The 12148-nt window shown below is 71.4% G+C and carries 12 protein-coding genes; 4 read left to right on the forward strand and 8 right to left on the reverse strand.

Annotation, left to right across the window (positions count from 1 at the left end):
• Positions 1-961, reverse strand: a 961-nt coding sequence (locus tag L0B03_RS07330; protein WP_250445148.1) for a glycoside hydrolase family 88 protein, incomplete at its 3' end; no start/stop codon positions are given.
• Between the two features lie 148 nt (positions 962-1109).
• On the opposite strand from L0B03_RS07330, the gene L0B03_RS07335 reads away from it, so the two are divergent.
• A complete protein-coding gene (locus L0B03_RS07335; RefSeq protein WP_250445149.1) occupies positions 1110-2456 on the forward strand; it encodes a DUF2254 domain-containing protein in 1347 nt (448 codons plus the stop codon).
• A gap of 12 nt (positions 2457-2468) precedes the next feature.
• Here the strand turns inward: L0B03_RS07335 and yicI are convergent, their stop codons facing one another.
• The 5 genes from yicI to L0B03_RS07360 form a co-directional block, all read right to left on the reverse strand.
• Positions 2469-4820: an alpha-xylosidase gene (yicI, locus tag L0B03_RS07340; RefSeq protein WP_250445150.1), complete on the reverse strand. Its 2352-nt coding sequence runs from the start codon at positions 4818-4820 to the stop codon at positions 2469-2471.
• A complete protein-coding gene (locus L0B03_RS07345; protein ID WP_250445151.1) occupies positions 4820-5737 on the reverse strand; it encodes a carbohydrate ABC transporter permease in 918 nt (305 codons plus the stop codon). Before L0B03_RS07345 ends, yicI begins: the two co-directional genes overlap by 1 nt.
• The gene (locus L0B03_RS07350) at positions 5737-6693 is read right to left on the reverse strand and encodes a carbohydrate ABC transporter permease (RefSeq protein ID WP_250445152.1); all 957 of its coding nucleotides are present in this window, start codon (positions 6691-6693) and stop codon (positions 5737-5739) included. Before L0B03_RS07350 ends, L0B03_RS07345 begins: the two co-directional genes overlap by 1 nt.
• Before the next feature lie 88 nt (positions 6694-6781).
• On the reverse strand, positions 6782-8083 hold the full coding sequence (locus L0B03_RS07355; RefSeq protein ID WP_250445153.1) for an ABC transporter substrate-binding protein: 1302 nt from the start codon (positions 8081-8083) through the stop codon (positions 6782-6784).
• Positions 8084-8213: 130 nt separating this feature from the next.
• Entirely contained in the window at positions 8214-9227 is a 1014-nt protein-coding gene (locus tag L0B03_RS07360; RefSeq protein WP_250445155.1) for a LacI family DNA-binding transcriptional regulator, read from the reverse strand.
• 106 nt (positions 9228-9333) lie between these two features.
• Between L0B03_RS07360 and L0B03_RS07365 the strand changes: the two genes are divergently transcribed.
• Positions 9334-9873 (forward strand): DinB family protein, encoded by a 540-nt coding sequence (locus L0B03_RS07365; protein WP_250445157.1) that lies wholly within the window; start codon positions 9334-9336, stop codon positions 9871-9873.
• Positions 9874-9950: 77 nt separating this feature from the next.
• The gene (locus L0B03_RS19265) at positions 9951-10253 is read left to right on the forward strand and encodes a helix-turn-helix domain-containing protein (RefSeq protein ID WP_284501503.1); all 303 of its coding nucleotides are present in this window, start codon (positions 9951-9953) and stop codon (positions 10251-10253) included.
• A 3-nt stretch (positions 10254-10256) separates the two neighbouring features.
• Here L0B03_RS19265 and L0B03_RS07375 read toward each other — a convergent pair whose 3' ends face one another.
• Positions 10257-10868 carry a ClpP family protease gene (locus L0B03_RS07375; protein ID WP_250445159.1) on the reverse strand — a complete coding sequence of 204 codons (612 nt, stop codon included), beginning with the start codon at positions 10866-10868 and terminating at the stop codon, positions 10257-10259.
• Entirely contained in the window at positions 10865-11485 is a 621-nt protein-coding gene (locus L0B03_RS07380; protein ID WP_250445161.1) for a ClpP family protease, read from the reverse strand. Before L0B03_RS07380 ends, L0B03_RS07375 begins: the two co-directional genes overlap by 4 nt.
• A 124-nt stretch (positions 11486-11609) precedes the next feature.
• Between L0B03_RS07380 and L0B03_RS07385 the strand changes: the two genes are divergently transcribed.
• On the forward strand, positions 11610-12017 hold the full coding sequence (locus L0B03_RS07385) for a nitroreductase/quinone reductase family protein (protein WP_250445163.1): 408 nt from the start codon (positions 11610-11612) through the stop codon (positions 12015-12017).
• Positions 12018-12148: the final 131 nt, after the last annotated feature.

A 12148-nucleotide genomic window follows, 5' to 3' on the forward strand; every position in this document is an offset into this window, starting at 1 on the left:
GGTCGTGGACCAGGCCGGCGAGCTGCCACAGGCCCCCGGCCGCGGCGGCCGCGGCCGAGCTCTCCCAGGGTCGCGGCGGGTCCGGCTCCTCCCAGTCGTTGGGCGGGACCACCTGGTCACGGGTCCGTTCGAGCCAGAAGTCGGCGGCCGCCTCAGCCGTGGCCAGGAGGCGACGGTCACCCGTGAACCGGTAGACCGTCCCGAACCCGTGGAGGGCCCAGGCCTGCCCCCGCGCCCAGGATCCCGCGGCGGAGTGCCCCTGCTGAGTCGTCTGCGCCAGGAACTGGCCGGTCTCGAGGTCGAACATCGCCTCGTGCGAGGCCGATCCGTCACCGCGCACGAGGTGGCGTCGGGTGGTCAGGCAGTGCTCCACCGCGACCCGCGCGAGGTCCTCCTCTCCCGTGCGCTGCGCCGCGTACAGGGCCAGGTGGACGTTCATCATGATGTCGATGAACAGCGAGTCCGGACGGCGGAAGCTCGGCAGGTAGCCGCCCAGGGAGCGGAACCTGCTCGCCGTCGTGCGGCCCGCCTCGACCAGGACGGCCTCGTGGGCCGGCTCCCCGGTGCGTTCTAGCCAGCGCCGGTACGTCGACCAGAAGAGGAAGCCGAGGTCGTGGACCGTGTCGTCGGTCTTCCGGTGCTCGATGAGCCGTGAGTAGTGCTCGGCCTTGGCGCGGAAGCGTTCGCGCTCGTCCGCGGTCCGGGCGCGGTCGGACAGCATCCACAGCTGGCCGCCGAGGAATCCCTCGCACCAGTTCGTCCAGGCCTCGCCGTCCACGACCCACCGTCCGTCGGACGTGTAGAGCGGGAAGGCGTCGGGGTGGCCCTCGGTGAGGGACTCGAGCTTGGCACTCGCCGTGGTCCAGGCCCGGTCGGCGACCGCGTCGAGCTCGGGACCGGCGCGGTAGTCGTGCGGCAGGACGACGGGGATCGTCGTCGGCAGCACCATGGGGCGGGGCATCGTCGTCCTCCCGGAGGTCGCTGGTGACCCACAGCACTCTTCGCCATGGTGCGTCCGGGCGCAACGGCAGCACCGCCTCCCCGACGGTCGGACCGCCGGGACGGCTGTCAGCGGGCGGTGCGGACGGCCTGCTGGCAAGGTCGGCCCCGTGAGCATCGTGCAGCGTGTCAGCGAGCGGTTCTGGTTCATCCCCGCGCTGCTGTGCCTCCTCGCCGTGGGCCTGGCCGAGGGGCTCACCACCCTCGACGAGCACCGCGGCGACGCGCGCGTGCCGGGGTGGTTCGGTGAGCTGTTGTACAGCGTGGGGGAGAGCGGGAGCCGTGACCTCCTCGGGGCGATCGCGACGTCGAGCCTCGCGGTGGCCGGCACGACCTTCTCCATCACGATGGCCGTCCTGGCACTGACCTCGTCGAGCTACGGGCCGCGCCTGGTCCGCAACTTCATGGCCGACCGCGGGAACCAGACCGTGCTCGGCGTGTTCGTCGCGACCTTCCTCTACAGCCTGCTCGTGCTGCGGTCGATCCGGGTGCTCGGCGACACGGGTGAGCAGGTTGCCGAGGTGTTCGTCCCGCACCTCGCCGTCAACGCCGCGGTGCTCCTCGCAGTCGCCAACGTCGCGGTCCTCGTCTACTTCATCCACCACATCAGCGACTCGGTGCAGGTCGCGACCCTGGCGCGCGGGGTCCGTGAGGAGCTGCGCACGACGGTCGAGCGGCTGTACCCCTCCGAGGTCGGTCACGACCGCGAGGACCTCGCCGCGAGCCCGGCGCAGGACGCCGCGGGCCCGGACCTGCCCGTCCCGACCGGGGGCGCGCCCGTGCCGGCGGGTCGCCCGGGCTACGTGCAGTCCGTCGCCCACGACAAGCTCCTCCGGCTCGCCGTGCGTCACGACCTCGTCGTGCGGCTCGAGGTGCGGCCGGGGCGCTACGTGCTCCCGGACACGATCATCGCGAGGCTCCACCCCGTCGGCCAGACGGACCAGCGGGTCGTCCAGGCCGTGCAGGCGACGCTCCTCGTGACCGACGAGCGCACCCCGCACCAGGACGTCGAGTTCGCCGTCCAGCAGCTCACCGAGATGGCGGTGCGGGCCCTCTCCCCGGGGACCAACGACCCGTACACGGCGATCAACGCCCTGGACGACCTCTCCGCCGGGCTGGCGATGCTCGCCGCTCGCCGGCATCCCTCCGCACGGCGGTTCGACCAGGACGGTGCCCTCCGCGTGCACGCCCCCGCCCCCGACGCCACGGGACTGGTGCGTGGGGTGCTCGACAGCATGCGCTGGTACGCGGCAGGCGCGCCGTCGGTCATGCACCAGACCCTCGAGCTCGTCGAGAGGGTCGGCACCCGGGCGCACGACCCCGAGCTGCGGGTCGACCTCGTCCGCCAGCTCGGGCTGCTCGAGGACGCGTTCGCCGCCGCGGGCCACCACGAGCAGGACACCCGCGGCTTCGGCGAGCACGCACGGAACGTGCGGGCTGCCGTCGCCGCCGGGTGACCTGGCTCGGCCTCAGGTGCGCAGGACGGCGATGCCCTCCTCGGCGCCGACGGGCGGCTGACCCGCGACGCGGACGGTGAACCGCGTGGCCGTCGGCTCGGCCGTCACCGTGACCCCGTTCTCCTCACGGCGGACGGTGAAGCGCGTGACGGCTCCGGTCGCGGGATCGGTGACGGTCGCCTCAGCATCGGTGACCCCGGGGTAGACGGTGACCAGCGCGCCGTCGGCGTGGTCCCGGTCGGGCCGGTCGGCCCCGGGGGAGGTGACCAGCACGGCCCCCTCGCGGACCCACAGCGGGACCGAGTCGAGCTCGTGGTGCTCGCGGCGCCACGCACCGCCGTCGGCCGCCTCCCCGGTCAGGAGGTTGGTCCAGCGGCCGGCAGGCAGGTAGTACTCGACCTCCCCGCGTGCCGAGAGCACCGGGGCGACCAGCAGGTCCGGGCCGAGCATGTACTGCCGGTCCAGGTGCGCGACGGCTGGGTCGTTCGGGAAGGCCAGCTGCATGGGCCGCATGACCGGCAGACCGATCGCGTGGGCCTCGAGCCCGGCCTGGTACAGGTAGGGCATCAGCTCCATCTTGAGCTGGGCGAATCGACGCGTGACCTCTACGGCACTGGTGCCGGGGGCCTCGTCGCCACGGTCGAAGAGCCACGGGACCCGGTAGCTCTGCGAGCCGTGCAGCCGCGAGTGGGAGGAGAGCAGACCGAAGGCCACCCAGCGCTTGAAGACGGTCGGGTCCGGATCGCCCTCGAAGCCCCCGATGTCGTGGCTCCAGAACCCGAAGCCGCTCATCGACATCGACAGCCCGCCGCGCAGCGACTCGGCCATCGACTCGAAGGTCGAGGAGTTGTCCCCACCCCAGTGCACGGGCATGCGCTGCCCCCCGGTGGTGGCCGACCGCGCGAAGAGCACGGCCTCACCCTCGCCGCGCACCTCCTCGAGGACCTCGAAGACCGCCTGGTTGTACAGCTGGGCGTACCAGTTGTGCATCCGGTACGGGTCGGACCCGTCGTGCCAGACGACGTCCACCGGCACGCGCTCGCCGAAGTCCGTCTTGATGGCGTCGATCCCCTGGCCGAGCAAGGTGCGGATCTTGCCCTGGAACCACGTGCGCGCCGCTGGGTTGGTGAAGTCCACCAGCCCCATCCCGGCCTGCCACAGGTCCCACTGCCAGATGCTGCCGTCGGTGCGACGGACCAGGTAGCCGGCCTCGGCCGCCTCGTCGAAGAGGGCGGAGCGCTGCGCGATGTACGGGTTGACCCAGGCACTGGTGCGCAGGCCCCGCTCGTGGAGGCGGGCGAGCATCCCCTCGGGGTCGGGGAACGTGCGGGGATCCCACACGAAGCTCGTCCAGTCGAACTCGCGCATCCAGAAGCAGTCGAAGTGGAAGACGCTGAAGGGCAGGTCCCGCTCGACCATGCCGTCGATGAACTGGTTGACGGTGGCCTCGTCGTAGTCGGTGGTGAAGCTCGTCGAGAGCCACAGCCCGTAGGACCACGCGGGCACCCGTGCGGGCCGGCCGACCAGGCGCGTGTAGCGCTCGAGGACCTGCTCGGGGGTGGGGCCGTAGATCACCAGGTACTCGAGGGCCTCGCCGGGCACCGAGAACTGGACCTGCTCGACGACCTCGCTGCCGACCTCGAAGGAGACGTGCTCGGGGTGGTTGACCAGGACCCCGTAGCCACGGTTGGTCAGGTAGAAGGGCACGTTCTTGTAGGCGAGCTCGGAGGAGGTGCCCCCGTCGGCGTTCCAGACGTCGACCGTCTGCCCGTTCTTGACGAAGGGGCCGAAGCGCTCGCCCAGGCCGTAGACGAGCTCGCCGACCCCGAGGGACAGCTGGTTGTGCACGTAGGTGCGGGCGGCCGCGAGGCCCGTCGTGGTGACCCCGGCGATGCCTGCGGGCTCGCTCGGGACGGGCGCGTCCGGATCCAGGGTCATGTACCCCACCGACTTGTGCCCCGAGCGGGTCAGCACGCGCTCGGCGTCCTCGAAGGTCAGGTCCCACGGGGCACCTGCGGTGATCCGTGCCGTGAGGGGGCCGGTGCGCAGCACCCCGCCCTCGGCGCCAGCCTCGGCCTCGCCGTGCCCGGTCTCGGCGCCCACCATGTCGAACCCGTCGTCGTGCCGGGTGCCGCGGTGGTGCTCGATCCGTACCCGCACCACGCCGTCGAGCGGGCTCGAGAGGGTCACGGTGAGCAGGGCGCGGTTCAGGGTGTCGCCCCGGCCCCGGATCACCCGGGTGGGGGCGTGGACGACGAGCTGGTCGCCGTCCTGGTCGTGGCGGGCGTCGATGTCGTAGGCCTGCGCCGCGTACTGGGCGTCGACGCCGGGACGTGTGTGCCAGAACCCGTCGGTGAACTTCATTACTTGACCGCTCCTGCCGTGATGCCCCGGGTGAGGGTGCGCTGGAAGATGAGGAAGAAGACGAGGGTGGGGATCAGCCCGAGCAGGGCCGAGCCGCTGGTCGTGGTGACATCCATGATCCGGTCGCCCTGCAGCGCCGTGATGGCCACGGGCACCGTCTGGTTGGCGTTGGAGACCAGGAAGGTCAGCGGGATGAGGAACTCGTTCCACGTCCAGATGAAGAAGAAGATGAGCAGCACCGAGAGGGTGGGCCGCGAGATCGGGTAGACGACCCGCCACAGGATCCGCCACCGGCCGGCCCCGTCGATCGAGGCGGCCTCGAGCAGCTCCTTGGGGAAGGTGCTGTAGACCGAGGCCAGCAGGTAGGTGCCGAAGGCGCTCTGGATGACCGTGAAGATGATGATGACGGCCCAGACGTTGTCGTACAGGCCCACCTCACGGAACATGAAGTACAAGGGGTACAGCAGCACCTCCTGCGGGAGCATGTTCGCGAGCAGGATCAGCACCACGATCCACAGCCGTCCCTTGACCCGACCGATGCCCAGGGCGAAGGCGTTGAACATCGAGATGAGCACCGCCAGGACGGCGACCATCCCCGAGATGAAGACGCTGTTCCACACCTTCTCGGGGAAGTTCACGCGTTCCCAGAACGCCACCAGGCCGTCGGTGTAGAGGCCCGTGGGCAGGGCGAGCGGCCCGCCGGTGCTGTACTCCGCGGGGGACTTGAACGAGTTGATGACGATGAGGAAGAACGGGAAGGCGATGAACAGCCCGATGAGGACCGCGACCGCCAGGACGGCCCAGTCGCCGGCGGACCGGTGCGTCCGGTTGGCGCTCGGTGCGCGTCGCGCGGGTGCTCCTTGACCCTGGCCCGGGGTGCTCGCCCCGTGGCCGGTGACGATCGGCTCGGTAGCCATCAGCCGACCTCCTCACGTCGCTCGAGGCGCGTCTGCACCAGGATGAAGACCACCGCGACGACGGCGATCACCGCCGTCAGGGCGGTGGCGATCGTGGCGCCGTAGCCGACCTGCTGAGCCTGGAAGAACTGGCTGTAGGCGTAGTAGGCCGGGACGATCGTCGAGGTGCCGGGCCCGCCGCCGGTCAGCGCGTAGACCGGGCCGAACACCTTGAGTGCCGCGATGGTGCAGGTGAGGACGACGACGAAGATCTCCGGGCGGATCATCCCGACCGTGATGGCCCCGAAGCGCTGGTACCAGTTGGCGCCGTCGAGCTCGGCGGCCTCGTAGAGCTCGGGGTCCACGCGCTGCAGGGCGGCCATGAAGATGACCACGGGGTAGCCGATCTGGATCCAGACCAGCACGGGCATGATGCTGAGCAGCGCCGTGTCGGGGTCGCCCAGCCAGTTGTTCTGGAGGGCGCCGAGCCCCACCCCGTCGAGGATCGCGTTGAGCGCACCGTTCTGCGGGCGCAGGATCCAGCCGATCACGATGGCCGCGATGACCGAGGGCAGGATCTGCGGCAGGTAGTACGTCGCCCGCAGGAAGCTGGCCATCTTGCCGCCGAACTTCTTGCCCACCAGGTCGAAGAGCAGGGCCGCGAGCACCAGGCCGACGAGGGTGGGCAGCACCACCATGGCGCCGATCATCGCGATCGAGTTCCGGAACGAGGCCCAGAACGTCTCGTCGGCGAAGAGCCGCGCCCAGTTCTCCAGGCCGATCCACTCGGGCGGCCGGATCCCTCGGTAGGAGGTGAAGGTCAGGTACACGTTCCAGACCAGCGGCACGATGATCACCATCGTGAGCATCGCCAGACCGGGCACGAGGTAGATCCAGTAGCTGCGCCGGCTCGTCTTGGGGATGAGGGCCGACGGCGCGCGCCGTCGAGGCGCGGTGGGGGCGAGGGTGCTCGCCATGACGCCACTCCTTGGGTAGGGGAAGGACCGGGGTCGGGTGCCGCCGCGCGGGGCGGCACCCGACCGTGCCCGGTTCAGCAGGTGGTGCTCAGCCGGTGATGTCGGCGACGCCGGCCTCGTACTGCTGCTGGAGCTGGTCCTGCACCGCGCTGGGCTCGAGGGAGCCGTTGATGAGCTCCTGCAGAGCGGCGTTGAGCTCGTCGTAGAAGGTCGACGTCGGCCAGTCCGGGTAGAAGGCGATGCCGTCCCGGTCGTTGAGGGTGTTGAAGTTCTCGATCAGCTCGGCGCTGCGCTCGTCGGTGATGTCCGCGGGGTCGGCGTCGACCGGGACGCCACCGCTGTTGCCCATGAGGGCCTGGATCTCGGGGCGCATGGTGATGTCGATGAACTCTTGGGCGAGCTCGGCGTTCTGCGAGCGCTCGGGGATCACCCACATGTTCCCGGCCGAGCCTGGGGACATCTCGGCCCCGGGGAACAGGAAGGTGCCCCACTCGTAGCCGGTGATCTCGTCGGTGAACCGACCCTGCCACCAGCTGCCCGAGAAGAAGATCGGGTAGGTGCCGTTGATGAAGCCCGTGCCGGCGTCCTCGGCGGTGAGGCCCGTGGCGTCGGTCGAGATGTAGCCGGCGTCGACCCACTCCTTGACGGTCTCTGTCGCGTAGGTGATCTCCTCGCCCTGCCAGTCGACCTCGTCGGTGTAGAGCTGGTAGGCGTCGACCCAGTCGCGGTCGGCCTGGGTCAGGGCGAGCTGGTACCAGAGCTGGCCGGTCGGGTACTCCCCGGCTGCCTGGGCCAAGGGGGTGACGCCCTGCTCGGTGAAGGTGGCGAGCACCTCCTCGAACTCCGCGAGAGTGGTCGGGACCTCGACGCCGGCCTCCTCGAACATGTCGACGTTGTAGTAGACCTGCACGAACTCGCCGTAGGTGGGCACCCCGTACCAGCTGCCCGAGCCCATGATGCCGCGCTCGTCGTACCGGGCCGTGGTCTGCAGGGCTGGGGCGAGCTGCTCGTCCCACCCGTACTCGGCGACGGCGTCGTCCAGGGGCATGAGCAGGCCCTGGCTGGCGAGCAGGCCGGCCGTGGCGTTGCCCTTGTTGTACTCGAGGACGTCGGGGGCCTGGTCGGAGTTGAGCACCTGGCTCGCGGTGGTGCGGATCTGCTCGAAGCTGCGCTCCTCGAACTCGACGGTGGCGCCGGTCTCCTCCTCGAAGACGGCCATGGCCTCCTCCCAGGCCACGCCCATCGCGCTGGTCGGGTTCTCGTAGTGCCACAGGCGCAGGACGTCGCCGCCCGAGCCCGTGTCGTCGCCGTCCGAGCCGCCGCAGCCGGCGAGGACGAGTGCTGCCGCAGCGGTGGCTGCGGCGCCGATCGTGAGCTTTCTGGACTTCATGGTTCTCCTACCTCCTCGTAGGCCGCGGGATCGCGGTCTGACTGCCTGCTGGTCTGACTGTCTAGGCGTCGAAGCGCTTCGACGACGGTCGCGCGTCGGTCCTCTCGTCCTGGTTCGGTGGGGTGCTGGGCTACGGACGCCGAGGCGCGGTCGAGCCGCGGTCGACGTAGGTCGGGGGGATCAGCTCGACGCGGGGGTCGACCGTCCCGGTGATCTGGGCGATGGTGAGCTCGACGGCCCGCGAGCAGCTCTCCGCAGGGATCAGCGGGATCACGTCGAGCGGAGGGGTGAAGGTCGAGGTGTCGAAGGTCGACGCCGCAGAGATCACCGACACGTCCTGCGGGACGCGCAGCCCCGCCTCGCAGAGCACGTCCAGGGCGCGCATCTGGATCGTGTCCTCACAGTGCATCACCAGGCCGGTGAGGTCGCGGTCCGGCCCGAGGATCTCCGCGACGGCCTCGCGGACGCCGGCGATGGTGCGCTCAGGGGCGCCCAGACGGACCTCGAGATCACGTTCGGCGGCGCGGGCGACGAAGGCCTCCCGGAAGCGCAGCGGGAAGTTCGACCCGCGCGCGTAGACCGACGGCGGGTGGCCCAGCAGCCCGACGACGCGGTGCCCCCCGTCGGCCAGACGATCCACGGCGAGGCGTGCCGCAGCCTCGAAGTCGAGGTCGACGCACACGAGACCGTCGGTGTCGGCGGGGATCCCGACCAGGGCCGCCGGGACGTCCAGCGAACGGACGAGCTCGGCCCGCTCGTCCTCGGCCAGGACGTCCAGGACGATCACGCCGTCGACCAGGCGGCTGGACGTGACACGGTGCAGCCCGCCCGTCGCCTCGTCCTGGGTGAGGAGGAGCACGTCGTAGTCGTAGGCCCGTGCGGCGGTGGCGGCCGCGAGGACGAAGGCCATGTGCGCGGGGGTGTAGGTGTCAGGTCGCAGCGGCTCGGTCACCGCGAGGATGTAGGTGCGCCGGCCGGCGAGGGCGCGGGCCCCGGCGTTGGGCTGGTACTGGAGCTCGAGGATCGCGGACTCGATGCGCTGACGGGTCTTCTCGCCGATGGGGCGCTTGCCGCTCAGGGCGTAGGAGACCGTGCTGATGGACACCCCGGCGACGCGGGCGACGTCGTTGATCGTGGCGGCCATGCGGACTCCGATGTCGTAGAAGCGCTTCGATGCGGTTCGTCGGGGAGACTACGCCGCGTCCGTGACGGGACGCAAGGGCCGACGAGGGGCGAGTAGCCTGCCTGCCATGGCGCACGTCGACGACCAGGGCCGCACCGAGCCACCCGCGTCCGCGGGGGAGGGCGAGACCCTGCTCGGGTTCCTGGACTTCCACCGGCAGACCCTCGAGTGGAAGACCCGAGACCTGGATGCTGCCGGGCTCGCCATCACGGTCGGTCCCTCGACGATGACCCTTGGCGGCCTCCTCAAGCACCTGGCCTACGTCGAGGACAGCTGGTTCGGCGAGGCGCTCCTCGGCCGGGAGCCGAACCCTCCGTGGGACACCGTCGACTGGTCCCAGGACGTCGACTGGGACTGGCACTCGGCCGCGGAGGACTCCCCGCAGGAGCTGCGCTCGCTGTGGTCCGCCGCCGTCGGACGGTCGACTGCGGCCGTCGCCCAGGCCATGGCGCAGGGAGGCCTGGACCGCCCGGCGAAGCGCTCGTGGAGCGACGGTCGGACGCCGAGCCTGCGGTGGATCCTCGTGCACATGATCGAGGAGTACGCCCGGCACAACGGCCACGCCGATGTGTTGCGCGAGGCCGTCGATGGCCAGGTCGGCGAGTGAGCCGCGGGGTCCGGAGTCCGTTCCGCTGACAGCAGATCGGCCGAACGGTCGCCGCCGGGGAGGGATACCGTCGCCGCATGGACGCCACCGTGACCGATCTCCATCCTCGACGCGGCGAGCGCGCGGCGTGGCGCCATGCGATCGGGCGAAGGCTGCGGGAGGTCCGCCTCGACGCGGGCCTGCGCCTCGTCGACGTCGCCGCAGCGGCCCAGGTCTCGGCGCAGTACCTCTCGGAGGTCGAGCGTGGACGCAAGGAGGCCTCCTCGGAGGTGCTCGGTGCCGTGACGCGGGCGCTCGGGATGACCCTGGTGGACCTCGCCGGTGGCCTGGCGCGGGACCTGGCACGTGCCGCGGACGCGCCGGTACTCCTCGCCGCCTGACGCTCAGCGTCCTCGGCCCTCCGCCACGCGTCCCTGCACCACGTGGTCGGCCACGCCGTAGGCGACGGCCTGCCCGGCCGTCAGCACCAGGTCGCGGTCGGTGTCCCGCCGGAGGGCGCCGGGCTCCTTGCCCGTGTGATGTGCCAGGACCCCCTCGAGCTCCGCGCGCAGCCGTGCGACCTCCTCGGCGGCGACGATGAGGTCGGGCAGGGCGCCGCGCCCCTCGGCCGACGGCTGGTGCAGCACCACGCGCCCGTGGGCGAGGATCGCTCGGCGTCCGGGCGTGCCGCCCGCGAGCAGCAGGGCCGCGGGGCCGATGGCCTGGCCCACGCAGGTCGTGGTGACCGGGGGTCGCACGTACTGCATCGCGTCGTAGACGGCCAGGGCCGCCGAGGCCGAGCCCCCGGGGGAGTTGATGTAGAGGGAGATGGGCGCGTCGGGGTTCTCCGACTCCAGGTGCAGCAGCTGGGCGACGAGCACGTTCGCGACGCCGTCGTCGATCTCGGTGCCCAGGTAGACGATGCGCTCGGAGAGCAGGCGGCTGAACACGTCGACCACCCGCTCGCCCCCGCCCGCGCGGCGTTCCACCACGGAGGGGATCGTGTACTGGCTCATGCTGCGAACCCTCCTGCCTGGACACGCCCGGACGTGCCCGTCGGGGCCACCGACCTCAGGTCGGTCAGGACGTGATCCACGAAGCCGTACTCCCGGGCCTCCTCGGCGGTGAACCACCGGTCGCGGGCCGAGTCCGCGAGCACCGTCGCGACCGGCTGCCCGGTGTGCTGCGCGACGAGCCCGATCACGGTGTCGCGGGTGTGGCGCAGGTCCTCGGCCTGCAGCTCGATGTCCGCCGCCGTGCCCCCGATGCCCGAGGAGCCCTGGTGCAGCAGCACCCTGGAGTGGGTCAGCGCGTAGCGCTTGCCCGTGGTGCCGGCCGAGAGCAGGAACTGGCCGGCGCTCGCGGCCCAACCCATCGCGAGGGTCGCGACGTCGTTCGGGATCAGGCGCATCACGTCGTGGATCGCGAGCATCGCCGGCACCGAGCCGCCGGGGGAGTTGATCCACAGGTTGATGTCACGGCGCGGGTCCTCGGCCGAGAGCAGCAGGAGCTGCGCGCACAGCCGGTTGCCCGAGGTCTCGTCCAGGGCCGTGCCCAGCACGATGGTGCGTTGGTGCAGGAGGCGGGCGGCGAGCTCGTCGTCCAGGGGGCGGGGGGTGGGTGTCTGGGCCATGGACCGATCCTGGGTGGTTCCCCTCGCGGCCGGCCGCCGACGCTGCCGCCAGCGGATCAGCCCAGGGCAGCGCAGGTCCGCGGACGGCGGCACACTGGTCCCACCCCAGCAGCCGGAGGCCCCCGTGCCGATCACCCAGCGCATCATCCCGATCAACCGTCGCGTGCTCAACCCCCTGATGCTGCGGCTCACCGGCCACGGCTCGTTGGTCGACCTCGAGCACGTCGGTCGCCGCTCGGGGACGGTGCGCCACACCCCGCTCCTGGCCTTCCGCGCAGGTGGCACGGTCACGATCGCCCTGACCTACGGGCCCGACGTCGAGTGGTTGGCCAACCTGCGGGCCGCGGGCGGCGGGCGCATGCTCATGCGCGGGGAGATCTTGGCTCTCGGCCTGCCGTCGGAGCTCGGTACGAGCGCGGGCCTGGCGCGCGTCCCGCCGCCGGTGCGGGTCGTGCTGCGCTGGCCGGTCCGGTGCCGCGACTTCGTCGAGCTGCCGGTCAGGTCAGCGCGGCCGACGGCCACCGCCGGATGACAGGCACTGCCCGCTGACCGTCACCGCGGGCGCACCGCGGCGGCCGCGGCCTCGAGCACGGCGCTGGGGCTGTCGGGCGGTCCGGCGAGCCCTCGCCCCGTGAGCAGCACCACGACGAGGTCGCAAGTCGG

It is taken from the genome of Actinotalea sp. C106, from assembly GCF_023630195.1.
In the GTDB taxonomy this organism is placed as follows: domain Bacteria; phylum Actinomycetota; class Actinomycetes; order Actinomycetales; family Cellulomonadaceae; genus Actinotalea.

Bases quoted from the DNA above. Each gene is read 5' to 3' on its own strand.
- L0B03_RS07350 (WP_250445152.1), bottom strand. From the start codon at position 6,693: ATGGCGAGCACCCTCGCCCCCACCGCGCCTCGACGGCGCGCGCCGTCG.
- L0B03_RS07375 (WP_250445159.1), bottom strand. From the start codon at position 10,868: ATGAGCCAGTACACGATCCCCTCCGTGGTGGAACGCCGCGCGGGCGGG.
- L0B03_RS07380 (WP_250445161.1), bottom strand. From the start codon at position 11,485: ATGGCCCAGACACCCACCCCCCGCCCCCTGGACGACGAGCTCGCCGCC.
- L0B03_RS19265 (WP_284501503.1), top strand. From the start codon at position 9,951: ATGGACGCCACCGTGACCGATCTCCATCCTCGACGCGGCGAGCGCGCG.
- L0B03_RS07345 (WP_250445151.1), bottom strand. From the start codon at position 5,737: ATGGCTACCGAGCCGATCGTCACCGGCCACGGGGCGAGCACCCCGGGC.
- L0B03_RS07355 (WP_250445153.1), bottom strand. From the start codon at position 8,083: ATGAAGTCCAGAAAGCTCACGATCGGCGCCGCAGCCACCGCTGCGGCA.
- L0B03_RS07365 (WP_250445157.1), top strand. From the start codon at position 9,334: ATGGCGCACGTCGACGACCAGGGCCGCACCGAGCCACCCGCGTCCGCG.
- yicI (WP_250445150.1), bottom strand. From the start codon at position 4,820: ATGAAGTTCACCGACGGGTTCTGGCACACACGTCCCGGCGTCGACGCC.
- L0B03_RS07360 (WP_250445155.1), bottom strand. From the start codon at position 9,227: ATGGCCGCCACGATCAACGACGTCGCCCGCGTCGCCGGGGTGTCCATC.